Origin of the sequence: Virgisporangium aurantiacum (assembly GCF_016863635.1) — a bacterium.
GTDB classification, from domain to species: Bacteria; Actinomycetota; Actinomycetes; order Mycobacteriales; family Micromonosporaceae; genus Virgisporangium; species Virgisporangium aurantiacum.
The window spans coordinates 123,754-149,169 of record NZ_BOPG01000061.1 but is presented as its reverse complement, the minus strand read 5'-3'; the positions used below and the strand labels follow the sequence as shown (position 1 = coordinate 149,169).

The 25,416-nt window shown below is 71.8% G+C and carries 23 protein-coding genes; 9 read left to right on the top strand and 14 right to left on the bottom strand.

The features are described 5' to 3' along the window. Positions 1-12 precede the first annotated feature (12 nt). On the top strand, positions 13-591 hold the full coding sequence (locus tag Vau01_RS42325) for a hypothetical protein (protein WP_204005645.1): 579 nt from the start codon (positions 13-15) through the stop codon (positions 589-591). Here the strand turns inward: Vau01_RS42325 and Vau01_RS42320 are convergent. Next, a complete protein-coding gene (locus Vau01_RS42320; protein ID WP_204005644.1) occupies positions 557-1,528 on the bottom strand; it encodes an ADP-ribosylglycohydrolase family protein in 972 nt (323 codons plus the stop codon). The genes Vau01_RS42325 and Vau01_RS42320 overlap by 35 nt on opposite strands. 36 nt (positions 1,529-1,564) lie before the next feature. Between Vau01_RS42320 and Vau01_RS42315 the strand changes: the two genes are divergently transcribed. Together Vau01_RS42315 and Vau01_RS42310 are read left to right on the top strand one after the other, a co-directional pair. Continuing rightward, positions 1,565-3,115: an alkaline phosphatase D family protein gene (locus tag Vau01_RS42315; protein ID WP_204005643.1), complete on the top strand. Its 1,551-nt coding sequence runs from the start codon at positions 1,565-1,567 to the stop codon at positions 3,113-3,115. Next, positions 3,115-4,494, top strand: coding sequence for an ROK family transcriptional regulator (locus tag Vau01_RS42310; protein ID WP_239152291.1), 1,380 nt, complete (start codon positions 3,115-3,117; stop codon positions 4,492-4,494). The genes Vau01_RS42315 and Vau01_RS42310 overlap by 1 nt, the downstream gene beginning before the upstream one ends. On the opposite strand, the gene Vau01_RS42305 is transcribed toward Vau01_RS42310, so the two are convergent. The 3 genes from Vau01_RS42305 to Vau01_RS42295 all read right to left on the bottom strand — a co-directional run bounded on the left by Vau01_RS42305 (position 4,483) and on the right by Vau01_RS42295 (position 7,299). Then, complete coding sequence (locus Vau01_RS42305) at positions 4,483-4,872, bottom strand: MmcQ/YjbR family DNA-binding protein (protein ID WP_204005642.1); 390 nt, start codon at positions 4,870-4,872, stop codon at positions 4,483-4,485. The two genes, Vau01_RS42310 and Vau01_RS42305, sit on opposite strands and share 12 nt — an antisense overlap. 4 nt (positions 4,873-4,876) lie before the next feature. Continuing rightward, complete coding sequence (locus Vau01_RS42300; protein WP_204005641.1) at positions 4,877-5,698, bottom strand: alpha/beta fold hydrolase; 822 nt, start codon at positions 5,696-5,698, stop codon at positions 4,877-4,879. 350 nt (positions 5,699-6,048) lie between these two features. After that, positions 6,049-7,299 carry a hypothetical protein gene (locus Vau01_RS42295; RefSeq protein WP_204005640.1) on the bottom strand — a complete coding sequence of 417 codons (1,251 nt, stop codon included), beginning with the start codon at positions 7,297-7,299 and terminating at the stop codon, positions 6,049-6,051. A gap of 121 nt (positions 7,300-7,420) precedes the next feature. Here Vau01_RS42295 and Vau01_RS42290 point away from each other — a divergent pair, with 121 nt between their 5' ends. From Vau01_RS42290 to Vau01_RS42280, 3 genes are all read left to right on the top strand, one after another. Continuing rightward, positions 7,421-8,803: a CynX/NimT family MFS transporter gene (locus Vau01_RS42290; RefSeq protein ID WP_204005638.1), complete on the top strand. Its 1,383-nt coding sequence runs from the start codon at positions 7,421-7,423 to the stop codon at positions 8,801-8,803. A 102-nt stretch (positions 8,804-8,905) separates the two neighbouring features. Further along, positions 8,906-10,399, top strand: a complete 1,494-nt coding sequence (locus Vau01_RS42285) for a serine/threonine-protein kinase (protein ID WP_204005635.1) — start codon at positions 8,906-8,908, stop codon at positions 10,397-10,399. Positions 10,400-10,453: 54 nt separating this feature from the next. Beyond that, a complete protein-coding gene (locus Vau01_RS42280) occupies positions 10,454-11,929 on the top strand; it encodes an ATP-binding protein (protein ID WP_204005632.1) in 1,476 nt (491 codons plus the stop codon). Between the two features lie 7 nt (positions 11,930-11,936). Here Vau01_RS42280 and solA read toward each other — a convergent pair whose 3' ends face one another. Continuing rightward, positions 11,937-13,079, bottom strand: a complete 1,143-nt coding sequence (gene solA / locus Vau01_RS42275; protein WP_204005630.1) for an N-methyl-L-tryptophan oxidase — start codon at positions 13,077-13,079, stop codon at positions 11,937-11,939. Between the two features lie 156 nt (positions 13,080-13,235). Between solA and Vau01_RS42270 the strand changes: the two genes are divergently transcribed. Further along, the gene (locus Vau01_RS42270) at positions 13,236-14,771 is read left to right on the top strand and encodes an alpha/beta fold hydrolase (protein WP_204005628.1); all 1,536 of its coding nucleotides are present in this window, start codon (positions 13,236-13,238) and stop codon (positions 14,769-14,771) included. Positions 14,772-14,871: 100 nt separating this feature from the next. On the opposite strand, the gene Vau01_RS42265 is transcribed toward Vau01_RS42270, so the two are convergent. The 8 genes from Vau01_RS42265 to Vau01_RS42230 form a co-directional block, all read right to left on the bottom strand. Continuing rightward, positions 14,872-15,780, bottom strand: a complete 909-nt coding sequence (locus Vau01_RS42265; RefSeq protein ID WP_204005626.1) for an aminoglycoside phosphotransferase family protein — start codon at positions 15,778-15,780, stop codon at positions 14,872-14,874. A gap of 29 nt (positions 15,781-15,809) precedes the next feature. Next, the gene (locus Vau01_RS42260; protein ID WP_204005624.1) at positions 15,810-16,202 is read right to left on the bottom strand and encodes a VOC family protein; all 393 of its coding nucleotides are present in this window, start codon (positions 16,200-16,202) and stop codon (positions 15,810-15,812) included. A 183-nt stretch (positions 16,203-16,385) separates the two neighbouring features. Beyond that, entirely contained in the window at positions 16,386-17,072 is a 687-nt protein-coding gene (locus tag Vau01_RS42255) for a response regulator (protein ID WP_204005622.1), read from the bottom strand. Further along, positions 17,069-18,562 (bottom strand): sensor histidine kinase, encoded by a 1,494-nt coding sequence (locus Vau01_RS42250; protein ID WP_204005620.1) that lies wholly within the window; start codon positions 18,560-18,562, stop codon positions 17,069-17,071. Before Vau01_RS42250 ends, Vau01_RS42255 begins: the two co-directional genes overlap by 4 nt. Before the next feature lie 7 nt (positions 18,563-18,569). Further along, positions 18,570-19,352, bottom strand: a complete 783-nt coding sequence (locus Vau01_RS42245) for an ABC transporter permease subunit (RefSeq protein ID WP_204005618.1) — start codon at positions 19,350-19,352, stop codon at positions 18,570-18,572. Next, a complete protein-coding gene (locus tag Vau01_RS42240) occupies positions 19,349-20,245 on the bottom strand; it encodes an ABC transporter ATP-binding protein (RefSeq protein WP_204005616.1) in 897 nt (298 codons plus the stop codon). The genes Vau01_RS42245 and Vau01_RS42240 overlap by 4 nt, the downstream gene beginning before the upstream one ends. A 107-nt stretch (positions 20,246-20,352) precedes the next feature. After that, positions 20,353-21,363, bottom strand: coding sequence for a helix-turn-helix domain-containing protein (locus Vau01_RS42235; protein WP_204005615.1), 1,011 nt, complete (start codon positions 21,361-21,363; stop codon positions 20,353-20,355). Next, positions 21,252-21,674 carry a DUF6232 family protein gene (locus Vau01_RS42230; protein ID WP_204005613.1) on the bottom strand — a complete coding sequence of 141 codons (423 nt, stop codon included), beginning with the start codon at positions 21,672-21,674 and terminating at the stop codon, positions 21,252-21,254. Before Vau01_RS42230 ends, Vau01_RS42235 begins: the two co-directional genes overlap by 112 nt. Before the next feature lie 429 nt (positions 21,675-22,103). Here Vau01_RS42230 and Vau01_RS42225 point away from each other — a divergent pair, with 429 nt between their 5' ends. Together Vau01_RS42225 and Vau01_RS42220 are read left to right on the top strand one after the other, a co-directional pair. Continuing rightward, on the top strand, positions 22,104-22,316 hold the full coding sequence (locus tag Vau01_RS42225; RefSeq protein WP_204005611.1) for a DUF397 domain-containing protein: 213 nt from the start codon (positions 22,104-22,106) through the stop codon (positions 22,314-22,316). A gap of 142 nt (positions 22,317-22,458) precedes the next feature. Next, a complete protein-coding gene (locus Vau01_RS42220; protein ID WP_204005609.1) occupies positions 22,459-24,048 on the top strand; it encodes a PQQ-dependent sugar dehydrogenase in 1,590 nt (529 codons plus the stop codon). Here the strand turns inward: Vau01_RS42220 and Vau01_RS42215 are convergent. Next, complete coding sequence (locus tag Vau01_RS42215; RefSeq protein WP_204005608.1) at positions 24,040-25,389, bottom strand: amidase; 1,350 nt, start codon at positions 25,387-25,389, stop codon at positions 24,040-24,042. The genes Vau01_RS42220 and Vau01_RS42215 overlap by 9 nt on opposite strands. Positions 25,390-25,416: the final 27 nt, after the last annotated feature.

Sequence of the window (25,416 nt, the reverse complement as noted above, 5' to 3'; positions counted from 1 at the left end):
CGTCGTAGGGCCATGAGACGCGCGCTCGTCGCTGTGCTGGTTGTGCTCGCGGCCGCCGGATGCGGTCGGCCCGCGCCGATCGTCGACTACGGTCCGTCGCCCGCCCCGTCGTCGTCCCCGCCGGTGTCCGGATCCGACCCGGTCGACGTCTACGCGGCGGCGATCAGCCGCTACCTCACCGGCTCGGAGAACTCCTTCTCCGGCACCACGTTCCCGGTGGTGTTCGTGCTCGACCGGCTCGATCCGGCGGCGGCCTCACCCCAGGCCGCCAATGAAGCCACAACCCCCCTCTCGGCCGAACAGCAGCAGCGGATCGCGACCCGTGTCGGCGGGGACGTGCGGTTCGTGTCGAGCCTCGACGCCGCCACCACCCCTGGTGAGGATTCCTGCAAGGTGGTGCGCGAGAACGGCGTCTTCATCGCGCTCGGCCCGGCGAAGGCCACCGGTGCCGACACCGGCTCCGACACCGCGGAGGTCGCGGTGCACGGGTTCGTCGCCTGCCTGGGCGCGACCTGGTTCACCTACGTGCTGCGCCGTGACCCCGCCGGCTGGACCGTCACCGGAACGACGGGCCCGATGGCGATCTCGTAGCCAGCGTCTCCGCCGCCGCGGTGAACTCGTCGGCGAACTGCAGCTTCGCGACCCACGCGGACGGGATCGCGGCGGCGCCGTCGCGGATGCCCAGCAGGCCGCCGGCGATGGCGCCGTTGGTGTCGGTGTCGCGGCCCACCCGCACGACGTCGATCACCACGTCGGGGTACGGGCGGGGGTCGAGCACGGCCGCGACGGCCAGGGTCAGGGACTCCAGCACGTAGCCGCCGGCCCCGCCGGGGAACGCGTCGCCGGGCCCGGACGCCGCCAGCACCGCCGGCCGCATTGCGCGGCCGGATTCGATCGCGTCGGCGACCACCGGGGCGTCGAGGGCGGCGGCGGTGTCGCGGCCCTCGGTGACCGCGTCGGCCGGGGACGCGCCGGCGAGCAGCGCCGCCGCGATCTCGTTGTACGCGGCGCACGCCACCGTGCAGCGCTCGTCGTCGTGGGTGATCGCGGAGATCTCCATCGACTCGCGCACGCGGCGGTCGCGGTCCGTCACGGCAAGAGCGGTGGGGACGCAGCGCATCAGCGAGCCGTTGCCGGCCTTGCCCCGGCCCGCACCCGCGTCACGCGGATCGCCGGTGCGGACGTACTTCCGCAGTCCCCAGGCCGTGGCGTTGCCGACGTCGGCCGGCCGCTGCCCCGGTTTCCGGCCCGGCCAGGCACCCTCGTACCAGTCGACCATGTGGTCGGCGGCGGTCCGCACCAGATCCGCGCCCGGCTCCAGGTACGCGAGCAGCACCGCGCGGGTCAGATCGGTGTCGTCGGTGGCATGACCGGCCGGCCAGTTGAACGGCCCGCCACCGACGATGTCGCGCACCCCGTCCGGGTACTGGACCCTGATCTCGCTCCACGCCTTGAACTCCACGGTCGCACCGAGCGAGTCCCCCGCGTGCACCCCGAGCAACCCGCCCGCAATCCCGTCCCTCGTCACCGGGCCGATCCTGCCATGAGGGAATAGCATTCCCGGATGCCGGGCATGTCGTACCCGATCGAGCGGCGTCGGTTCGTCGCCGACGCGGGGAAGGTGGCCCTGGGGGTGTTCGCCGGTCCGGCTCTGCTGGCCGGCGACGTGCTGCGCGCCGTCCCCCGGCCGGGGCCCGACGAACCGCTGCCCGCCGGCCTGTTCACGCTCGGCGTCGCGTCCGGGGACCCCGCGCCCGACGGCGTGGTGCTGTGGACCCGTCTCGCGCCGGAGGGCCGCATGCCGTCCCGACCGGTCGACGTGCGCTGGGAGGTCGCCCACGACGAGCGGTTCACCCGCCTCGCCGCCCGGGGCACCGCGACCGCCGAGCCGCGCCTCGGGCACTCGGTGCACGTGGAGGTCGCCGGCCTCGACGCGCACCGCTGGTACTTCTACCGCTTCCTCGCCAACGGTGAGGCGTCACCCACCGGTCGCACCTGGACGGCACCTGCTGTGGGCGTCCAAAAAATCCGTTTTGCTTTTGCCAGCTGCCAGAATTACCAGGCCGGCTATTACACCGCGTACCCGCACCTCGTCGCCGAGGAGGTCGACTTCGTCGCGTTCCTCGGCGACTACATCTACGAGGACCGGGCCGATCCGAAGGCCCTCCGCCGGCACGACGGCACCGACGAGCCCGCCACCATCGCCGGCTACCGGGCGCGATACGCCCACTACAAGGCGGACCCCGAACTCCAGCGGGCGCACGCCGCCGCGCCGTGGATCGTCACCCTCGACGACCACGAGGTCGACAACAACTGGCAGGGCGAGTACCCGCAGGACCCCGACCAGCAGACGCCCGAGGGCTTCAAGGCCCGGCGCACCGCCGCCCTCCAGGCGTACTGGGAGCACATGCCGCTCCGCGCGTCCGCCAGGCCGCGCGGGTCGAGCGCCCGGATCTTCCGTCGGCTCGCCCTCGGCGACCTGGCCACGCTGCACGTCCTCGACACCCGGCAGTACCGCTCCCGCCACGCCGGGTCGATCGGGGTCGCCGAGGAGCCGGGCCGCACCATGACCGGCGACGAGCAGGAACGCTGGCTCCTGGACGGCCTTCACAGCTCTTCGCGGTGGAACCTGATCGCCAACCAGACCCAGCTGGCCTCGGTCGACCACCAGGCCGGCCCGGAGGAGTGGTGGGAGTGGGACAACTGGGACGGCTACCGCGCCCAGCGCCGGCGCCTGCTGGAGCGGTTCCCGGCCGTGAACAACCCGGTCGTCATCACCGGCGACCGCCACGCCACCTGGGTCAGCGACCTGCGCCCCGACTTCGACCGCCCCGACACCCCGGTGGTCGGCGCCGAACTCGTCGGCAGCTCGGTGACCTCCGAGGGCGACCCCGACCGCGCCGCGTTCGCCAGGCACTGGACGCCGATCATGGCCGAGAGCCCGCACTGGCGCTACATCGACAACCGCCGCGGCTACTTCGTCTGCGACCTCACCCCGGACGGCCTCGACGCCGCGCTCCGCGTCGTCGACACGGTCCGCGCCCCCACGTCGCCGATCCGCACCGCGGGCCGCTTCCACGTAACCGCCGGTGTGCGGGGAATCGAGCCGGTTTAATGTTTCTTTCGCACGTTTCGGAGGTCGGGCGGTTCCAGGACGAGATCCGCCGCCGGAACCTCGGCACGCTGCTCCGCCTGGTGCACCTCGGCGGGCCCGCCTCGCGGTCCACGCTCGCGCGGCGGATGGGGCTCAACCGCAGCACGATCATGGCGCTGACCGCCGAGCTCACCGCCGCCGGCCTGGTCGAGGAGGAGCGCCCCCGGGTCACCGGACGCGCCGGGCGGCCGTCGCTCGTGGTCCGGCCGGTGCCGGAACGGGCGTACGTGCTGGCCTTCGACGTGGCGGTCGACCGGCTGGTGGCCGCCCGGGTGGGGCTCGGCGGCAGGGTCCTCGACCGGCGGGTCGCGGTGCGCCGGCGGGCGGGCGCCGACCTGGACGAGGTGGTCCGGGTCCTGGCGGCTTTCGGCCGCGAACTGTTCGCTTCCGCTTCCGCTTCCGCTGGCGCCTCCGCCGCTGGCGTCTCTGCCTCTGCCGCCTCTGCCTCTGCCGCCTCCGCCGTTGGCGCCTCCGCCGCTGGCGCCTCTGCCGCTGGCGCCTCCGCCGTTGGCGCCTCCGCCTCTGCCGCCGCTGGCGCCTCTGCCGCTGGCGCCTCCGCCGTTGACGCCTCCGCCTTTGCCGCCGCCCCCGCTGCCGGTAGCGCCTGCGTTGGAATCGCCGCCTCCTACTGCGGAATGATCCGGCCCGACGACGGAATGGTCCGCCTCGCCCCCGACATGGGCTGGGTCGACCAGGCCTTCGGCACGGAACTCGGCCAGGCCCTCGGCCTCGGCCTTCCCGTCGCGGTCGGCAACGAGGCGCATCTCGGCGCGCGGGCCGAGCACCTACGCGGCGCCGGCATCGGCTACCAGAACCTGGTCTACCTGCACGGCGACGTCGGCATCGGCGGCGGGATCATCGTCGGCGGCCGGTTGCTCGACGGCGAAGCCGGCTACGGGTGCGAGCTCGGACATATCATCGTGAACCCGGCGGAGAACGGCCGGCCGTGCAACTGCGGCTCGCGCGGCTGCCTGGAGGCCGAGGTCGGCGAGCGCGCACTCCTCGACCGCGCCGGCCACCCGACGAAGGAGGGACGCGACGCGATCCGGGACGTGATCGCCGCCGGCGACCCCGCGGTCCAGCACGTCGGCGACTGGCTCGGCATCGGCGTCGCCAACCTGATCAACCTGTTCAACCCCGGCGTCGTCATCTTCGGCGGCATGCTCCGCGACCTCTACCCCGCGGCCGCCCCCCAGGTGCAGGCCCGGATCGCCACCAACGTCCTGGCCGTCTCCCGCGAGGTCCGCCTCTGCGTCCCCACCCTCGGCGACGACGCCTGCCTCATCGGCGCGTCCGAACTCGCCTTCGAGGACCTGATGACGAACCCGCTAGCCGTCTAGCCTCGCCACCCGCCGCGGCCCCGCCGTCCGGCGGTAACTGGCGTCGAGCAGTTCGCTGATCTCGTCCCAGTCGGTGTCCTTCGACAGGTCGATCCCGAGCCACCCACTCGGCCCCAGGTACGCCGGCACGTAGCAGCGCTCGTCGGCGAGCAGCGACTCCCGCTCGTCCGGCGGCAGCAGAACCACCACCGAGTGCTCGTGCTGCTGGTAGACGCCGTCCACCTTCACCGACCCGCCGTAGTACGCGAACACCTTGGTCGTGTAGAAGGCCGGATGCCCGTGCGAGACCTTCTCCGCCGCGTCGGGAAAGGCCAGCGCGAGTGCGCGGACCCGCGTCAGCAACGGATCCCTGTCGTCGAACATGATCGGATGACCCATGGGATCAGCTTGCCGCATGCCCGGCGATCAGGCGGGTCGACTCCTCCGGCCGTTCCAGCGGCGGCAGGTGCCCGGTGTCGGGCAGGTCGACCCGGCGCGCGCCCGGCACCGACGCCGCGATGTGCACCGACAGGTCCTGCAGCCACGGCGCGTCGGACAACCCGTTCACCACGAGCGTCGGCGCCCGCACCTCCGCCAATCGCGCGACCCCCGGCGGATCCGGCACCTCCTCCACGGCCGGCGGCCCGCTCCACATCCGGTGGAACACGCCGGTCGCCATGTCCATCGCCTTCGCCCACACGTCGGCGTCCACAGTGGACGGATCCCGCCCCGGCCCGGCCACCAGCAGCCGCCCGTGCGCCAGCGCCATCGCGCGGGCGTCCTCGTCGAGCACCGCCCCGCCTTGCGCGTACGAGGCGAGCCGCTCGGCCGGCACCACCGGACGCACGTGCTCGCGCACGTACTCCTGCATCGGTTCGGGCCACACGTGCCCGGTGAGCCCCGAACAGAACAGCACCAGGCCGGCCACCCGCTCCGGCGCCGCCACCGCCACGTCGACGCAGTACGCCCCACCCATCGAACACCCGACCAGCACCGCCCGCTCGATGTCCAACGCGTCGAGCATCCCGAGCAGGTCGCGCGAGTGCGAGTGCACCCCCTCCGCGTCGACGGACCCGCCGTACCCGCGCCAGTCGTACCGCACCACCCGGTGCGTGGCGGCGAGATGCTCGAACTGGTGGTCCCACATCCGCCGGTCGGCGATCCCGGCGTGCGAGAACACCATCGCCGGACCGGATCCGCGCTCGTCGTACGCCAACCCCTCCATGCCGCGACGCTATCCGCACGTCCGGGCCGCACCCCGCCCCGTCCGCTGACAGCGCAACGCCGGGTTCGCTGTGAAATTCCTCGAATACGCCCACCGCGTCCAGCCCAGCCACAACGCAAAGCCCAGCCGCGACTACGCCCGCCACGCCCCGCCCCGCCCCGCCCCGCGACTATGCCCGCCGCGCCCTGCCCAGCCACGACCCCAGCCGCGAACACACCCGCCACGCCCTGCCCCGCCACGACCCCAGCCGCGACTACGCCCGCCGCGCCGAGCCCCCGCCATGATCCGACGCCCAGCCGCGAACACACCCGCCGCGCCCAGCCCAGCCACGGCGCCAAGCCCAGCCGCGACTACGCCCGCCGCGCCCTGCCCAGCCACGACCCCAAGCCCAGCCGCGAACGCACCCGCCGCGCCCAGCCCAGCCACGGCGCCAAGCCCAGCGTGGCGAGTACGAGCACGAGCGGCACCGGCCACCACAGCGGAAGCGCGCGCGGCGGCGCCTCCGCGGGCCGGCCCACCCATCCGCTGGACGCCTTCGACCACACGATGAACGCGTCACCCACCGGAACCAGGCCGAAGCCGTACCGCCGGGTCCACGGCGTCGACGCCGGGAAGCCGACGAGGTCGCCGTACCCGGCCAACGCCGTCGCCAGCCCGAGGTCGCCCTGCACCCGCGCGGCGCCGATGGTCACCACGGTCGCCGACAGGCTGGCGCCGAACACCAACGGACCCGAGTCCACGTCCCCGGCACCGTCCGTGCCGAGCGGAAACTCCCGCACCGCCGGCCCCAACCCGAGCGGACGCGTGACGAACAGGTCGCGGAACCGCAGGTACTGCGCCCGCCCGAAGGCCGGGTCGATCTCGAACAGGAAACGCGTGATCATGCTCTGCGACGTACCGCGCGCCACCTCCGCCGGCGCCCCCGTCCCGGGATCGACGCGGTGCGGCAGCAGCCCCGTCGCCGGATCCAGCCGCGACCTGACCCCCGCCAACCACCGGTCGGCCGTGGCGCCGAACCGCGCCGGCAGTAGAACGTCGTGCAGCCGCAGCGACGCCATCGCCACCGTCGAGTCCACCGGCCACGCCTGCCCCGGATACGCCTCCAGGTACGGCGTGCCCGCCGCGTCGAACGCGCGACCGATCCCCGCCGAGTCGGCGGCGAAGCGTTCGGCCTCGCGAGCATCGCGCCGGTCGGCCGGCTGCAGGCTCAGCACGCCTCCACGCAGCCAGTTCGTCCAACCCGCGTAGAAGATCCCGTACGACGGCGTGAGCGTGGCACTGAACGGCGCCCGCCCCTGCGGCGTGTCGAGCCGGTCGAGCGCCCAGCGCGCCTCCCGGAGCGCCTCGGCCCGCTGGCCAACCGGCTCCCGCCGCCCGACGTCCACCCACGTGAGCCCGTAGAGCGCGTGCAGGAAGAAGTACCCCTCCGGAAACGACCGTTGCGCGTCCTCGGCAGCGCCGCCGCCCAGCGCGTCCCGGATGAACGCGAGCTGCGCGCGAACGCCACTCTGGGCCGAAACGGCCGGAGCCGCCAGCCGAACCATCCCCCCGACGGACATCACGGTGACCAGCACACCGATCACCGCACCCACCCGCCGCACGCCGCCGATGCTAGCCGGGCTCGCAACCACCTCCTCCCCGTCGTCGAATGCCGCCGAGTGCCCGCCGCCACGTGCGACAAGTCACCCGGAATGGACCACCCGGCACGCTTATGTTGGCCACGTGATCAAGAACCGCCGCCGCCTCGCCCTGGTCGCGCTGCTCCTGGGCGCGGTCAACATGCGCCCGGCGGTCACCAGCCTCGGCCCGGTACTCGCCGAGGTCCGGGCCGCCCTCGGGATGGGCGCCACCGTGGCCGGCCTGCTCACCTCCGTTCCCGTCGCGTGTTTCGCCGTGGTCGGGACCATCGCCCCGAGGCTGGCCCGCCGTTTCTCCGCCCCGACCGTGGTAGCCGCGGGCCTCACCGCCGCCGTGGTCGGCCTGGGTGCCCGCGTGCTCACGAGCGGCACCGTCGGCTTCGCGGCGTCCACGGCACTGGCGCTGGCCGGGATCGCCCTGGTCAACGTCCTGCTCCCGGCCGTGGTCAAGGACCGGTTCCCGGACCGCGTCGGCACCGTCACGGGCTGGTACTCGATGGCGCTCAACGCCGGCGCGACCGCCGCCGCCGGAGTCACCGTCCCCATCGCCGGCGCCTTCGGCGACAACTGGCGAATCGGCCTGGGCGTGTGGGGCATGCTGGCGGCTCTGTCGGTCCCACCATGGGTCCTGCTCAGCCGGACCGTCACCCCAACACGTCCCGCCGGACGAGCAACTCTCACCTCCAATCCCGACGCCCGCCCGACGCCCGCCTCCGACAGCCGTCCGACCACCACTCTCCAGCCCGACGCCCGCGACTCGACCACCACACCCGGCTCCGCCACACCCGGTTCCACCACACCCGGCTCCGCCACACCCGGCTCCGCCACATCTCGTTCCGGCACATCTCGTTCCGGCGCGCGCCCGAGCGCCGGCACCGCACCCGCGCCCACTCCGGCGGGACCGATGGCCCGCAACCCGGTCGCGTGGGCGCTCGCCACCTACTTCGGTCTCCAGGCCACCTCCGCATACGTGATGATCGGCTGGCTTCCGCAGATCTTCCGGGACGCTGGGCTGTCCGCCGCCACTGCCGGCCTCCTGTTCGCTGTCACCTCGTTGCTCGGGGTGCCGTTGTCGATCGTGCTGTCGTCGCTGGCCGGGCGGCTGCGCAGCCAGAGCGGTATCGCGGTGGGAATGGCCGTGGTCGGCCTGGTCGCCTACGCCGGCCTGTGGTGGGCGCCCAACGGGGGCGCGTGGGTGTGGGCGGTTCTGTTCGGCGTCGCCAACTGCTCCTTTCCCCTGGCCTTGACGATGATCGGGTTGCGTGGCCGCGACGGCGCGACCGTGGTGCGGTTGTCGGCGTTCGCGCAGAGTGCCGGCTACCTGCTGTCGATTCCCGGACCCGTCCTGGTCGGAGTGCTGTACGACCACACGGGCGGGTGGTCGGCACCATTGATACTCATGATGCTGATCATGTTGGCGCAGATGGTCGCCGGACATCTCGCCGGACGCGACCGCGAGGTGGGATGAGATGTCCGTTCGGTCAGCCTGACACCGGGAGTACGGTTCGATTCGCTAACGGCAAGGGATCGATGGATGTAGGGGCGTCGGCGCATAGTGCAAACTGACGCAGTGGATGCGGCAGACATGCTCGGCGGGCGCTACCGGCTCGTCGAACGGTTGGGCGAAGGGGGCATGTCGGTCGTCTGGCGGGCGTGGGACGAGGTGCTCGACCGCCACGTCGCGGTGAAGCTGCTGTCGCCCCGGTTCGTCGCTGATCCCCAGTTCCGCCAGCGCATCCGGGCAGAGGCGCAGGCCGCCGCCCGGCTCGCGCACGCGAACATCGCCGGAATCTTCGACTACGGCGAGTCGCTGCGCCCCGGTGGCGAGCGGGTGCCGTACATCGTCATGGAGCTGCTCGGCGGCCAGACGCTCGCCGAGGTGCTCGACGACGGTCCGCTGCCGCTGGCCCGGGTACTGCGCATCGCCGCCCAGGTCGCGAGCGGGCTCGCCGCCGCCCACGACGAGGGCATCGTGCACCGCGACGTGAAGCCCGCCAACATCATGATCGCCACGAACGGCACGGCCAAGGTCGTCGACTTCGGCGTGGCCGCCGTCATCGGCGACCTCACCGAGCAGGGCGGCGTGCTGTTCGGCACCCCGGCCTACGTGGCACCGGAGCGGCTCTCCGGCGGCGCCGTGGTCGCCGGCACCGACGTGTACGGGCTGGGCGTGCTGCTGTACCGGATGCTCACCGGGTACATGCCGTGGTCGGCCGACTCCACCACGCAGATGCTCGTGGCGCACATGTACACCGAGCCCGACCCGCTGCCGCCGCTCACCGGCCTGCCCGACGGCGTAATCGCCGTGTGCGAGGCATGCCTGCACAAGGACCCGGAGGAGCGGCCGGCCGCGGCCGAGATCGCCGAGATCCTGTCGGCCGCCGCCACCACGGTCTCCGCCGACGTCACCCCGGTGCCGGTGGCGCGCCCGCGGCAGCGACCCGTGTCGGAGCGCACCCGGCGGGTGCGTCGACTCACCATGGCCGGCGCCGCCCTCGCGGTGGTGATCGCCGCCGCGATCGCGGCCGCCAGCGTGGGCGCCGACGACGGGCGGACGGCGTCCGGCCCCACCGACGGCGGCAACGTGCCCACCGCCGGCCAACCCGGCGGCACGCCCACCACGGTCGGCGCCGGCGGTGTCGTCGGCAGCCCGCCGCCCGGCGGCACCGCGAACACCCAACCGAACGGCGCCGCCGGACCGGGTGGTGTCCTGCCGCCCGTGACCGGCACCCTCCCGCCGACCAACCCGGAGGCACCGGCGACCGTCACCCCGTTCACCACCCGACCCGACAACGGCCAGAACGGCGGCCCCGATCCGCAGTGGCAGGAGCGGTCGGCGTCCGAGTACGGCAACGCGGTGACGGTCAGGTGCGAGGGCGCGGTCGCGAAGATCGTCGCCTACACGGCGGCCGACGGCTGGTCGGTCACCCGGTACAACCCCGGCCCGTCCGACCAGGTCAACATCAAGTTCGAGTCGGCCACCGTCGCACCCAACCGGGTCACGTTCAAGAGTCGCTGCAAGGACGGCGTGCCCCGCATCAACCCGGATGTCGCCTCCCCCTGAACCCCGGGCCGCCGAGCCGGGCCGGCCGGCCGCGACGGTGGCACTATCGAACACATGGTCGGAATCCGCCCCGAGACCGTCAGCCGCCCCTACCTGGGCGCGACGATCGACGTCGTCGACGCCGACGTGCTGTTCGCCGCCGCCCGCCAGGGCCGGATCGCGCTGCTGCACGACGTGGACCTGCCCGCTTCGGTCACCGGGATCGGGGTGACGATGGCGCTCGACCCGGGCGGATCGGCGTTCCGGCTCACCGGCACGGTCACTGCGGTCCCGCGCCAACCATTCCCCCGCTCGGAGGACATCGGTCGCGCGGTTCTCCCGGCGACGGCGGTCGCGATGCTGCTCGGCGGGGTGGCCGGGCTGGTCACTCTGACCGTTCTTGGCGTCTCGGCGTACCGCGACCGGCGCGACGCGGCAGCCGGACGCCACGGGTCCGCCGCTGATGCCGTTTCCGTCGACAAGCCCGCCCCACCGTCGACCAGCACCGCGGCCGACGCCGACACCGGCATGGTCGCGACGCTGAGCGCGACCGGGCCGCGGACCCTGACCGCCTCCGCGATCGTGCCGGCGGCCGAGGCCGACGCCGTCCAACTCGCCGCGTTCGTGCGGATCCTGCTGACCGTCGCGGTACGGATGGCGAACGCGGGCGACGACACCACCTTCTGGACCGGCCGTCGCCTGCGGCTGAGCCGCTACCCGGGCGGCCGGTCGATCCTGCCCGGATCCGACGTGTTGCGGCTCGACCAGATCGGCGGCATGGACCGCGTGGTCGCCCAGCTGCGCGAGGTGGCCCTGTCGTTCAACCACCCGGCGGCGATGGCCCGCTGGGGCACCCGCCGTCCGCAGGGGCTGCTGCTGTACGGCCCGCCCGGCACCGGCAAGACCACCCTCGCCAAGGCGCTGGCGCTGGAGATCGGCGGGCAACTGCGGGAGGTGCGTACCCCCGACATCCTCAACAAGTGGGTGGGCAGTTCCGAACGGAACATCAAGGACATCTTCGCCGAGGCGCGCCGCTACCGGACCCCGACCGTGCTGCTGTTCGACGAGTTCGACAGCATCATCAGCTACGTCGGCGCACCCGACCACTCCGCCGACCAGATGGTCAACTCGATCGCGGGCATCTTCAAGCAGGAGATGAACACGCTGATCGCGGAGAACCCGAACGTCATCGTGGTGGCGACCACGAACTTCCCCGACAAGGTCGACGAGTCGCTGACCCGGTCCGGGCGGTTCGACGTCAAGTTGTCGGTGCCGCTGCCCAGCGTGACCGGCCGGGCCCAGATCCTCACCGGCATGCTGCGCCAGCTCGTCGCCGACCACGAGACCGATGGCTTCCGGATGTTCGCCGACGACGTGGACGTCACCGAACTGGCCCACGCCACGCCCAGCATGACCGGCGCCGACCTGCGTGAGTTGCTGCGACGGGTGCGCATGGCCAAGGCGATGGCCGAGGCCAGGAACGGCGCGACGGCCCCGATCAGCCAACAGGACCTGCTCGACGCGCTGGCGGGGATGCGACGGCACGTCTGATCTCCTCTCAGCTCAAGGTGAACCGGTCTGGCGCGAACAGCCCGATCGGGTGACGGGTGGTACCGGTGGTCGCCAGGTCGGCCAGGATCTCCCCCACCACCGGGACGAACTTGAACCCGTGCCCGGAGAAGCCACACGCCACCGTCACGTGTTCGTGCTCCGGATGCGCCGCGATCACGAAGTGCTCGTCGGGCGTGTTGGTGTACATGCAGGTGAGCGCGTGCAGGAACCGGTGCGGCAGATCGGGTATCCGGCCGCGCAACTGGGCGGCCATCGCCTCCACCTCGGCGTCGGCCACCGCCCGGTCGACCGTGTCGGCGGTGCAGGTTCGGCCACCCCGGAAGAACGCCACCTTCGCGCCGTCGTCGGGGCCGCCGATCGCGGGGAAACCGTAGAACTGGACGCCCGCCGCGTCTTCCCAGATGTAGATCGGATGCCGGTCGGGCCGGAACGGATCGACCCCGCCGGCCGGCGCGAACCAGTACAGCACCTGGCGCTCGATCGTGAACGGCACCTTCAGATCGGCGAGCAGGTCGGGCGCCCAGGCGCCGGGGCAGATCACGAGGTGGCCCGCGGTGTAGGTGCCCTTGGCCGTCGTGACCCGCACACCAGTTCCCGACGCCTCCCACCGTTCGGCGGGTTCGTGGAAGCGCAGATCGGCACCGCTCCGATCGGCCCCTTCGAGGTGCGCCTTCACGGTCTCCTCCGGGCGGACGAAGCCGGCGTTCGCCTCGTAGAGCGCGATGTCGTCGGGGCCGGGCGCCAGCGTCGGGAACCGACGGCGGATGTCGGCCGCGTCGAGCATCTCGTGCGGCAGGCCCCATTCCTCGGCGCTGCGCCGACTGCCGGTGACGGTGACGCTGGTCGGCGGCCCGATCATGATGCCGCCCGTGAGGGTGATGAGGTCTCGGCCGCTCTCACGCGACAGCGCCGCGTACATGTCGTGGGAACGCAGAAGCAACGGGACGTACGCGGGGTCTTCGAAATACGCCTGACGCGTTACGCGTGACTCGCCGTGGCTGGAGCCCCGGTCGTGTGCGGGGCCGAACTGCTCCAACCCGAGCACGCGGGTTCCGCGCCCGGCCAGGTGGTACGCAGCAGCGCTGCCCATCCCGCCCAGGCCGATCACGATGACGTCGTAGCCGGTCATGGCGAGCACGGTACCGGCGCGATCTGTCGCTGCCATCATCCCGTGGGATGTGTGGAAAACCCCACCAACGAGCCGGAGTTTGCCCTACCGACGTCGATGCGTTCGCGCGAAAAGCTTTACGGGACGCGCATCCGCGAGCGACTGGGAGGAAGCGACATGAGACGACGGACCCGGTGGTGCGTAACCGTTCTGGTCACCGTGCTGGCCGTTGGGACACCGACGGGTTGGGCGGCTGCCGACACCCGACCGGCTGCCGGTGAAGCGGCGCTGGCGCGATTCCATCAGCAACGCCTCGACTGGAAATCATGCAAGGAGAACGCCGACGACGCGGTGGGCACGTCGCTCGACGAGGCAGGTGCGCGGTGTACGCGCGTCACCGTGCCCGTCGACTATCACCGCCCGGGCGGGCGCACGCTCACCGTGGCGATCGCGCGCATCGCGGCGTCGGATCAGGCGGGCCGCATCGGTCCGCTCATCATCAACCTCGGCGGCCCGGCGTTGTCGCCGTTCCCGCTGCTGCCCGACGCGCGCGCGGCGATGGGCGCCACGGGCGCGAAGTTCGACCTGATCGCGATGGACCCGCGGTTCGTCGGTCGCAGCACGCCTGTCGACTGCGGTTGGCCGCAGAGCTGGCTGCCCCGGTCAGCGGGCGCCGACCGGGAGAGCTTCAACCGCATGACGGCGCTTTCCCGCGACCTGGCGCAACGGTGCGCCCGGAAATACGGCGACGTGCTGCCGCACGCGTCGACAAACAACATCGCGCGCGACATGGACGTCATCCGCGGAGCCCTGGGTGCGCCGAGGCTGTCGTACCTCGGCTACTCGCAGGGCACCTACCTCGGATCGGTGTACCTGCAGATGTTCCCGGGACGTGCCGACCGGTTCGTGCTCGACAGCGCGATCGATCCCGACCGTCCGGGTTTCGACATCGTCCGCGACAACGCACCGGCGCGGGCGGCGGCGCTGCGGGAGTGGGCAGAACTGGTGGCCCGGTTCGACGACACGTTCCATCTCGGCGCCACCACGGAGGCAGTACTGTCCACTGTGGACCGCGTCTACGAGGTGTCGGCCGAACGTCCGTTGCGTGTCGGCCGGTTCCAGGTCGACGACACCGCGATCGCGCCGCTGTTCTCCGGTGGGCTGGTCAGCGACAGCGAGGCGACGGCCGCCGATCTCGCCACCACGGCGGGTTTGCTGGCCCGTGCCGCGAACGGCGAGACGGTCGAACCGGGTAAATCGCTCGAGGCCACGCTCACCGGGATGTTCACCGGTGACGGGTCGGCGTTCCGCAGCCAGCAGACCGCTCTGATGTGCGGCACCGCCGGGCAGAGCCGCAACGTCGAGTGGTACTGGCGCGACATCCAGGCGCACCGGGCGGCCGGGCCGCTGTTCGAGCCGCAGAGCCGGAACATCACGCCGTGCGCGTTCTGGCCGGCGCCGGCCGAGCGTCCGGTTCGGGTGCGCAACGGAGCGCCGGCGCTGATCGTCAACGCGGCCGGTGACATCGACGCCCTGCTACCGATGGGACAGGCCATGCACCGGGCACTGAGCGGCTCACGCATGATCACGCTCGACGGTGTCCGCGAGCACATGGTGTACCTGCTCCGCGGTGCCCCGTGCGTCGACGACGCGGTGAACGCGTACCTGAACACCGGCCAACTACCGCCGGCCGACACGACCTGCGCCGAGTGACCTGGCCGTAGCGGGGACGGCGGGACGGCGGTACCCGCTGCGCGGGCGGGTACCGCCACGGTCGGCCGACGCCGCGGCGAGGACCCGCAAAGACAGGAGGTTACAGTGCGAACCGCTCCCGTTCATGATCCACCAGCACCTCGCGGATCACCTTCCGCTGGACGGCGGCCTCCGCGTCGTCATCGCTCTCCAGAGCGCGTTCCAGCACGAACAGCGCCTTCCACAGTGCCCATCCGCGTCCGCGGGCCCACGTGTCGGCGTCGAGGCCCAGTGTGGACCGGTAGGCGTCGCGACTCGGGCCGGTGAGCATCGTCCAGGCCAGGACCAGGTCGCATGCCGGGTCGCCGACGCCGGAGGTTCCGAAGTCGATCACGGCGGACAGCGTGCCGTCGCGGACGAGCAGGTTGCCGAACGCGACGTCGCCGTGGAACCAGACCGGGCCGGCCTGCCACTTGCTCTCCGTGGCGTCCTCCCAGACGCGCCGGGCGGCGCCGGCGGGCACCTCGTCGCCGAGCTTTGCCAGGGCGCGCTCCACGTCCGGCGCGTAGAAGGACACGGGGCCGCCGCGGTGGAAGTTGTGCGGGCCGGGCCCGGGGCCGTCGGCGGCGTCACAGGCGCGCAGGGCCACCAGAAATCCGGCCACCGCCGTGGCGAAGGCGGTCGGGTCGCTCACGTTCCCGTCCGCGAACTGCGGGGACGCGGGTACGCCCTCCAGCCATCGGTACACCGACCACGGGTGCGGGTAGCCGAACTCCGGCCTGCCCTCGGCCACCGGCTCGGGAACCGGCAGGGGCAGGTGCGGGGCGAGCAGGGGCAGCCAGCGCTGCTCCTTCGCCACGGCGAGGGTGTAACCCTCGGCGCTGGGCAACCGGATGCTCAGCTCGTCGCCGAGCCGGAACGTCCGGTTGTCCCAGCCGTTGTGGTCGACCTTGCTCACGGGCAGGTGCGACCACTGCGGGAACTGGCTGTCGATCAGTCGGCGGGCGAGGTCCTCATTGATCTCGTGCACGGCGACAGTGTGCCAACAATCTGCCCCGATCAGGAGGGCGGGGCGAAGAACTCCAGCGCGATGTTGTCGGGGTCGCGGAGCGACAGGCCCGATCCGTAGTGTGCGTCCACGATTCCGCCGTGCGGAATGTCCAGATCGTCCAGGTGCTTACGCCATCCGTCGAGCTCAGCGCGGTCGGCGCACGTGAACGCGACGTGGTCGAGGCCGGCGCGGCGCTCGTCGAACTCGCCGGGGCGGGCGTCGGGGAACCCGTGCAGCCCGAGCAGCATGCCGCCGCCGATCGCGAACACCACGTGGTGGAACGGCCCGGTGTCCTCGTCGAGCACCGGCTCGGTGCCGAGCAGCCGGCGGTACCAGGCCACGCTGGCGGGCAGGTCGGTGACGGTGAGCGCGACATGGGTCACTGCGGGAAACTCGGGCATGGAGAACCTCCGTGTGCGAATCGATCTCGGCACACGATGCCGGCGGGCGTTGCAGTTCGGTTGCAGTACGCCGGCCGGCGAGCGGAAGCAGCGGTCAACAGACGGAAGCAGCGGTCAACAGACGGGAGCAGCCGGGGAAGGGGCAGCCAGGAAGAAGAAGTCAGAGAAGGGAGAGCGGCAGCGTCAGGCCTCGCCGCGGTTCACCACTCCGGCCTCGTAGGCGAACACCACGAGCTGTACCCGGTCGCGCACGCCCAGTTTGGCGAGGAGCCGGCCCACGTGCGCCTTGACGGTCGCCTCCGACAGGGTGAGCGTCGCCGCGATCTCCGTGTTCGACGAGCCGCGCGCCACCAGGACCAGGACCTCGTGTTCGCGGTCGGTGAGTCGGTCGAGGCGATCGTCGGTGCGGCCGGTCGCCGGGTCGGGCAGGTGGGGGGTGAACGTGTCGATGAGGCGACGGGTGATGCTCGGGGCGACCACCGCGTCTCCCCCGGCGACCGCACGGATGCCGGAGAGGAGGTCGGCCGGCGGCACGTCCTTGAGAAGGAAGCCGCTGGCTCCCGCGCGCAGCGCGGCGTAGACGTACTCGTCGAGGTCGAACGTCGTCAGGACCAGGACGCGCGAGGCGCCGGACGCGACGATCTCGCGGGTGGCGAGGATGCCGTCCATCACGGGCATGCGCACGTCCATCAGCACCACGTCGGGACGCAGTGCGCGGGTCATCGCCACGGCCTGCGCGCCGTTGCCCGCCTCGCCCACGACGTCGATGTCCGCCTGGGCCTCCAGCACCAGCCGGAACCCGAGCAGGAGCAGCGGCTGATCGTCGACCAGCAGCACGCTCACGCGACCGGGGCTGCTCTGCCCGGTCACGCGGGTCCCTCCGCTTCGAAGCGCAACCGGGCGCGGACCCGCCAGCCCGCGCCGGCGCGCGGACCCGCCTCCAGCCGGCCGCCGAACGAGGCGGCCCGCTCGGCCATCCCGGCGAGGCCGTGCCGGTCCGGGGCGACGGTGGCCTGTGCCGGCCGGCCGGCGCCGTCGTCGACGACCTCGATGTCGGCGCCGTCGGCCGTGTAGCCCAGGCGCACCCGGGCGACGGCCCGCGGACCGGCGTGCTTCAACGCGTTCGTGAGGGCCTCCTGCACGATCCGGTAGACGGCGAGATCGGCGCCCGGGCCCCACGCGCCCGGCTCACCGGACCGGGTCAGTTCGACCCGCATCCCGGCCGCCCGAACGCGGTCGATCAACGGATCGACGTCGTCGAGGCCGGGCTGCGGGCTCCGGGCATCGCTCGCGGAATACATGTCGGGCTCAGGGCTGCGGGCATCGCTCAAGGGAGGCACGCCGGGCTGGGCGCTCCGGGCACCGCCCGCGGAAGGCGGAACGGAAGACGAAGCGGGAGGCGAGACGGAGGACGAGACGGAGGACGAGACGGAGGACGAGACGGAGGACGAGACGGAGGACGAGACGGAAGGCGAAACGGAAGGCGAAACGGAAGGCGAAACGGAAGGCGAAACGGAAGGCGAAACGGAAGGCGAAACGAGAGGCGAAACGGAAGACGGACCAGAAGACGGAACGGGAGGCGAGACAGAAGGCAGAGAAGGAGACAGAGAAGGAGACACACCGGACTGCGGGTCGGTCTTCAGGACGCCGACCATCCGGCGCATCTCGACCAGCGCGAGCCGTCCCGTCGCCGCTACCTTTGCCATCGCGTCGGCCGCGCGGTCCGGGGCGGTCGGGGCGGTCGCGGCCGCGCCGTCCGCCAGAGCGACCATGACGACGAGGTTGTGCGCGACGATGTCGTGCAGTTCCCGGGCGATGCGGGCCCGTTCCGCGGCAGTGGCGAGCCGGGCCTGCTGGTCGCGTTCGCGCTCCAGTCTGGCGGCCCGCTCCTCCAACTGGTCGAGGTAGGCGCGCCGGGTGCGCAGGTTCATCCCGAGGAACACCACAGCGGCCAGCAGTGCGGACGCGGCCGTGATGTCCTGGGGGAGCGCGTCGTTGCGGAGCATGTTGATCAGCAGGCTCAGCTCGAAGACGGCGACCACCGGCCACAGCCAGATCCGCGGCCGGTAGCGGGCCACGGCGTACACGGCGAACAGCGGCGCGAACATGCCGGCCGGCACGTCGTTGTCGCCGAAGTCGACGATCCAGGCCGCGGCGGCGGCGCACGCGAACACCACCACGGGCGCGCGGCGCCGCCACAGCAGCGGCAGGCAGGCGACGATCGTCGCGATCAGTTCGCTGAGGCCGGATTGCTGGCCGGTGATGTCCTCGCGGCCGTCGAGCGCGACCATGCTGATCGCGAACGCCAGGGCGGTGACCATGATGTCCACCGCCCACGGCGGCCGGCGCGGAAACCTCATGACCACATCATGCGTCGCGACGCTTCAGCGCCAGCGCTCCCCCGGCCAGGATCGCGACGATCCACGCGGCCATCACCAGCGCCGCCGGGCCGGGCGACAGGAGCTGGAGTCCGCCCCCGCCGTCGGACTTGCCGATCGCGTACAGCGACTGGCCCGCGGCGACCGGCACCAGCGGGATCACGTCCTCCTCGAGCCGTTGCGACAGCACGGCCGGCAGCAGCGCCGGGATCACGAGCAGCACGGCGACGTACACGGTGATCGCGGCCGCGGTGTGCCGCACCATCGCACCGATGCCCATCCCGAGCAGCCCCAGCAGGACGGGCGCGCAGGCCGCGCCGGCGGTGGCGCGCAGGACGCCGTCGTCGCCCAGCCCGACCCGCTCCGCCGCGTCGGCGAACGCCTGGCTGACCAGCAACGATGCCACGCTCGCGACCGCCATCACGGGCAGCATCAGCCCGGCCAGCGCCAGCGCCTTCGCCGCCAGGACGGGCAGCCGCCGCGGCACCGCCGCCAGCGTCGACCGGATCGCGCCCGAGCTGTACTCGCCCGTCATGAGCAGGATCCCGAAGACACCCACGATCAGCGACGCCAGGTCGACGCTGAGGAACGCCCGCGCGACGGCGAGCGTCACCGTGTTCTCCGTGGCGGGGTCGAGGCTCGCCCGCCAGCCGATCAACCCGGCGACCGTCACCATCAGGACCGCGACGACACCGAGCAGGATCCAGGTGGACCGCAACGAGACCAGCTTCGTCCACTCCGACCGAAGGACGCGGCGAAATGTGACCTTCATGCCGGCAGCCCCTGTCCGTTCGTCAATTCCATGTACGCCTCCTCCAGTGACGCGCGTTGCGGCGTCAGTTCATGCAGCGCGAACCCGTGCTTGCGGGCCAGGTCGCCGATGCTCTCCGCGCTGGCGCCGCCCACGTCGAGCCGGCCGGGTTCGCTGCCGGTGACGGTCGCGCCGGTGTGCACCAGCGCGTCGCGGAGCGGTCCGGCGTCGGGCGAGCGCACCAGCACCCGCGACACCGCCACCCGCGCGATCAGGTCCGCGACGGACGTCTCGGCGAGCAGCCGGCCCCGGCCGATCACCACCAGATGCTCGGCGGTGACCGCCATCTCGCTCATCAGGTGGCTCGACACCAGCACCGTGCGCCCCTCGGCCGCGAGATCCTTCAGCAGCGTGCGGATCCAGCGGACGCCGTCCGGGTCGAGGCCGTTGACCGGCTCGTCGAGCATGACGACGGCCGGGTCACCGAGCAGCGCCGCGGCGATGCCCAGCCGCTGGCCCATGCCCAGCGAGAAGCCGCCGGCCCGGCGCCCGGCGACCCCGCTCAGGCCCACCGTCTCCAGAACCTCGTCGACGCGACGAGGCCCGATCCCGTGCGTCTGCGCCAACGCGAGCAGGTGGTTGCGGGCACTCCGCCCGCGGTGCACCGACTTCGCCTCCAGCAGCGCGCCGAGGACGCACAGCGGGGCGACGTGCTCGACGTAAGGCTTGCCGAGCACCGTGGCCGTGCCGGCGGTGGGCCGGTCCAGGCCGATGATCATGCGCATCGTCGTCGACTTGCCGGCGCCGTTCGGGCCCAGGAAGCCCGTCACCTGTCCGGGCCGGATCCGGAACGACAACCCGTCGACGGCGACCGTCGAGCCGTACCGCTTGGTGAGGTTCTCCACTTCTATCACGGGAACGACGTTATGAACGCCGAGCGCCGGGCAGCAGCGTCCACGGTCTTCGATAGCCGGGAGCGGACAAAGACCCCGGTATAACGGTCTACTCCTCAAGGAGGAGATCACAGCCGGTCGAGCGCCGACTCGATCGCCGCCAGCCGAGCCTTGACCAGCCGCACCGAGGCCGCCGGACTCAGCGCACCCTCCAACTGCCGCTCGAAGATCCGCCGGTAGCGGTCGACCATCGCCCCGTCGTCGAAGAACTCGTCGGTGATGCCCTCCCGGTACAGGACCGTGTCGCCGTCATCCAGTTCGACGAGCATGAACGGGTTCTCGAGACCGAACAGCGTGGGCGCGGTGAACGGAAGGATGCGGACGTCCAGCCGTTGGTCATCGACGGCCTCCAGCATGTCCTCGAGCTGGCTGGCCAGCAGCCGCAGGCCGCCGAACTCCCGCAGGACGACGGATTCGTCCAACACGACGGTGCACGTCGTTCCGGACTCGCGACCGATGGCCTGTTCCCGCAGACGCATGCGAAGTGTGAACCGCGCAGCTCGCTGCTCCTCCGTGAGGACGTCCGCGTAGTCGGCGAGAATGACCGCCGCCATTGCGTGCGTCTGGATGATTCCGGGCAGGATCGAAGGACCGAACGCCATGATGTGCGCGGCGTCGCTTTCGAACTGGAGCAGATTTGTCAGCGCCGGCGTGAGATGCGGCCGGATCTCGGACCGGTCCCACCATCCGCGACGTCGGGCGAGGCGGCAGTGCTGTGCGAGTTGCGCGGCCTTTTTCCCATCGGAAATGCCGAAGAAGGCCAGAATCGCCTCGAGGTCGCCGGCCGAGATCGTGACCTCGCCGGTTTCCATCCTGTTGACCTTGGAAAGTGACCATCGCAAATGCCCGGAGACGTCGGCCTGGGTCAGTCCGAGCGACTCCCGCAGGCGCCGAAGGGCCAACCGGAGGCGACGTCGAGCGACCGCGGGCGATTCGCCGTCATCCCGCTTCACCACCGGGTCAGCGATCACGGCCGACGCCCCTCCAAGGCGTCGGTGACCGCGCGCCGGATCTGAACGATGGTGTCCCTGTTCCGGCTCCGGACAAGGCACACATTGCCCGTACAGGTCACTGCCCACAGCTCGCCGACGGTTCCGGCGTTCCGGCCACCGGCGAGAAAGGCGAGTCCGGCGACGCCCAGAACGAGCGCCGGGATCAGGAACGGCGCCCCGGCACCGGACGTCAGGTCGTGGACAGCCACGGCGAAGGAGGCGAGCGTAGTGACGACGGCCTGCCCGGAACGCGGATCTGTCCACTGTGGAGCCAGCGGCAGGCGGACCTCGACGACATAGAGCGAGTCGAGGGTCGCGATCCGACGCGCCGGCCGCCCGTCGACGTGGATCACGTCGTCCGTGACGAGCACGGACGGAGTCTTGTAGTAGATGTGCACGCGCCCTCCCCAGGTGGCTTCCGCAGGGGAGGACAGGTGTCTAGTCTTAAGTTCTGCATTGCCGGTCCATCCCCGCGATGGGTCCGAAAGGCGGCGTCCGGCTCCACCCGGGCGCCGCCGCTTGGTTACACAAAGTATGGGATCGACTCCCCATTGATCACCATGCCTGAATAGCCGTACGGCTCGGTTGGCACTTCAATCCGCAACCTGCATTCCGGGCAGGTATCCATTCGCCATGTGTCAACGTGCGGCCTACCGTCGACGTTTCATGCGTCCGGCTTCCACCAGGGCAAATGGCAATTTGAATTGCCTTCGAACCAGCCATTTCTAAATGGTCACGGTTTGCGGCGCGGAGTAACCAGGAAACGGGGCACTCGTTGTAGGGTCGGACAGCCATGCAGCTGATCAACTGACCACAAGGAGCACGGGTTGAACCGAGAGGCCTTCTCCAACGAATGGAGGGTCAGTTCGCGCTGTGCGTCTGGCACATGCGTAGCCGCCTCGTATGTCAGCTCGGGCGTTGTCCTGGTCCGCGACACGAAGCTGGCAGCGGATGGTCCGATTCTCCGGTTCTCAACCGCCTCGTGGAGCGCTTTTACGGCTGGCCTCCGGCACGGGGATTTCGACCCTCGGAGACACTGACAACTAGCCCGACCCGGGCGGCCCGTCATCGCAACCCACACAACGTCAGGCTTGGCCGCTCCGCCACCATCACCGACGGCAACTGGATGAGTGCTTCGAGTGTCATCGCGCCGTCGCTGAATCCATCGACTATGGTCGATGTATGTCAAAGCGGCTCATCCTGATCGCAGCCACGGTCGCCGGCACGTTGGCCCTGTCCGCGCCGCCGGCCGCCGCACAGGCCGGTGGGTTCGACTATGCCCGTCCGGAGGTGGTGGCCTCCGGCCTGGCTGTGCCCTGGGGCCTCGGCTTCCTTCCCGACGGCAGCGCCCTCGTCGCCGAGCGCGACAGCGCCCGCATCCTGCAACTGCGGCCCGGACAGGCGCCGCAGGCGCTCGGCACCGTGCCGAACGTGGTGCCCGGCGGCGAGGGCGGCCTGCTGGGCCTCGCCGTCAGCCCCACCTATGCCCAGGACCAGTATGTCTACGCCTACTTCACGGCCGCGAACGACAACCGCATCGTGCGGTTCCGCCTCAACGCCATCGGCACGCAGCAGGTGGTGCTCGGCGGCATCGCGAAGTCGACCATCCACAACGGCGGCCGCATCGCGTTCGGGCCGGACGGGAACCTGTACGCGGGCGTCGGCGACGCCAACGTGACGTCCAACGCGCAGAACACGAACAGCCTCAACGGCAAAATTCTTCGGATGACGCCCACCGGCGGCGTGCCGGCCGGAAATCCGTTCGGCAACCTGGTGTACAGCTACGGCCACCGCAACGTGCAGGGCCTGTCCTGGGACTCGCAGGGTCGCCTGTTCGCGACCGAGTTCGGCCAGAATACCTGGGACGAAGTGAACCAGATCGTCGCCGGCGGCAACTACGGCTGGCCCACGGCCGAGGGGACGAGCACCAACCCGGCGTTCCGGAACCCGATCGTCACGTGGTCGACGGCCGTGGCCTCGCCCAGCGGCGCCGCGATCGCCAACGGCAACCTGTTCGCCGCGGCGCTGCGCGGCACGCGGCTGTGGGTGGTCCCGCTGGGTGGCGGCACGCCCGTCGCCGAACTGCAGGGTACGTACGGGCGCCTGCGTACGGTCGCGCTCGGGCCGGACGGCTACCTGTGGGTGGCCACCAGCAACCGGGACGGCCGCGGCACGCCGGCCGCGAACGACGACCGCGTGCTGCGGTTCCCGCCGACCGGCACCGGGCCGCAGCCCGGCACCGTCTACAGCGACACGTTCGAGACGGCCACCGGCTGGACCGCGAACGCCGCCGGCACCGACACGGCCACGGCCGGACGCTGGGAGCGCGGCGACCCGGCGCAGACCACGAGCGGCGTGACGCTGCAACTGGGCACCACGCCGAGCGGCAGCAACGACCTGGTGACGGGTGCCGCGGCCGGTGCCGCCGCGGGCGAGAACGACGTCGACGGCGGAACCACGTCGATCCAGTCACCGGCGATCGCGTTGCCGGCCGGCGCCCGCCTCACGTTGTCGTTCTCCTGGTACCTGGCACACCTGAACAACGCCGCCGCGGCCGATTTCCTGCGCGTCTCGGTGGTCGGCACGACGACGTCGGTGGTGTTCACCCAGGCCGGCGCCGCCAGCAACCGGGCCGGTGCCTGGGCCACGGCGACCGCCGACCTGTCGGCCTTCGCGGGCCAGACCGTCCGGCTGCGCGTCGAGGCCGCCGACGGGGGCACGGCCAGCCTGGTGGAGGCCGGCATCGACGACGTGCGGATCACGTCAGGCTAGAAAAGCCTCCACGGCCCGCGCCGCGCGAAGAACCCGGGCATCCGCGTGGCGCGGGCCGACGATCTGCAGGCCCACCGGCAGCCCGTCGGAGGAAAGACCACAGGGGACGCTCGCGGCCGGCTGCTGGGTCAGGTTGAACGGATACGTGTACGGCGTCCACGACGTCCAGTTCGGCGAGTGCCAGCCGGCCGGCACGTCGCGGCCCGCCTCGAACGCGGTGATCGGCAGCGTCGGCGTCACCAGCAGGTCGTACTTCTCGTGGAAGCGGCCCATCCGGGCCCCGAGGTCGACCCGCACCGCGGTCGCGTCGAGGTAGTCGGCGGCGGTGAGCGCCGCACCCAGGCCCGCGACCCGGAGCAGGCCCGGATCGTCGGCGCCACCAAAGCCGGCGACCACCTTCGCGGCGCCGGCGAACCACAACGTGTGGAACGCCTCCACCGGATCGTCGAAGCCGGGGTCGACCTCGTCGACCACCGCGCCCGCGTCGGCCAGCCCCGACACGGCCGCGCGCACCAGCGCGGAAACGGAGGGCGCGTTGCGGACGTACCCGAGATCCGGTGAGAACGCGATCCGCAGCCCGGCCACGCCGTCGTCGAGGCCGTCGAGGAACGACCCCGTCGGCGTCGGCATCGCCGACCAGTCCCGCGCGTCGAACCCCGACAGCACGTCGAGCATCAGCGCCGCGTCGGCGACGCTCCGGGTCATCGGGCCGGCGTGCGACAGCGTGCCGAACGGGCTGGCCGGCCACAACGGCACCAGCCCGTACGTCGGCTTGATGGTGACCGTCCCGGTGAACGCGGCCGGGATCCGCAGCGACCCGCCGCCGTCGGTGCCGACCGACCACGTCCCCATCCCGAGCGCGACCGCGGCCGCGCTGCCGCCGCTCGATCCGCCCGCGGTCCGGTCAGAGGCATGAGGATTCCGCGTGACCCCGAACCGCACGGAATCCGTGACGCCCTTCCACCCGAACTCCGGCGTCGTCGTCTTGCCGAGCAGCACGCACCCGGCCGCCCGCAGCCGCGCCACGGCAGGGGAATCGTCATCCGAAACGGAAGCAACCACGTGCGACGAGCCCCGCAGCGTCGGCCAATGAGACGTCAGCAGCAGATCCTTGACCGACGTCGGCACCCCGTCGGCCGGAGACAACGGAGCGCCGGAACGCCACCGCTCCGCCGACCGGCGCGCGTCGGCCAGTGCCCGGTCGGGATCGACGAGCACGAACGCGTTCACCACCGGGTCGTGCGCCGCTATCGCGGCCAGCGCTGCGCGCGTCACCTCGACGGGTGACAGCGTGCCCGACGCGAACGCCGCGCCCAGCGCGGCGGCCGAAAGAATCTCCACGCCATAGGATGTACCGGAGTCCAAGAT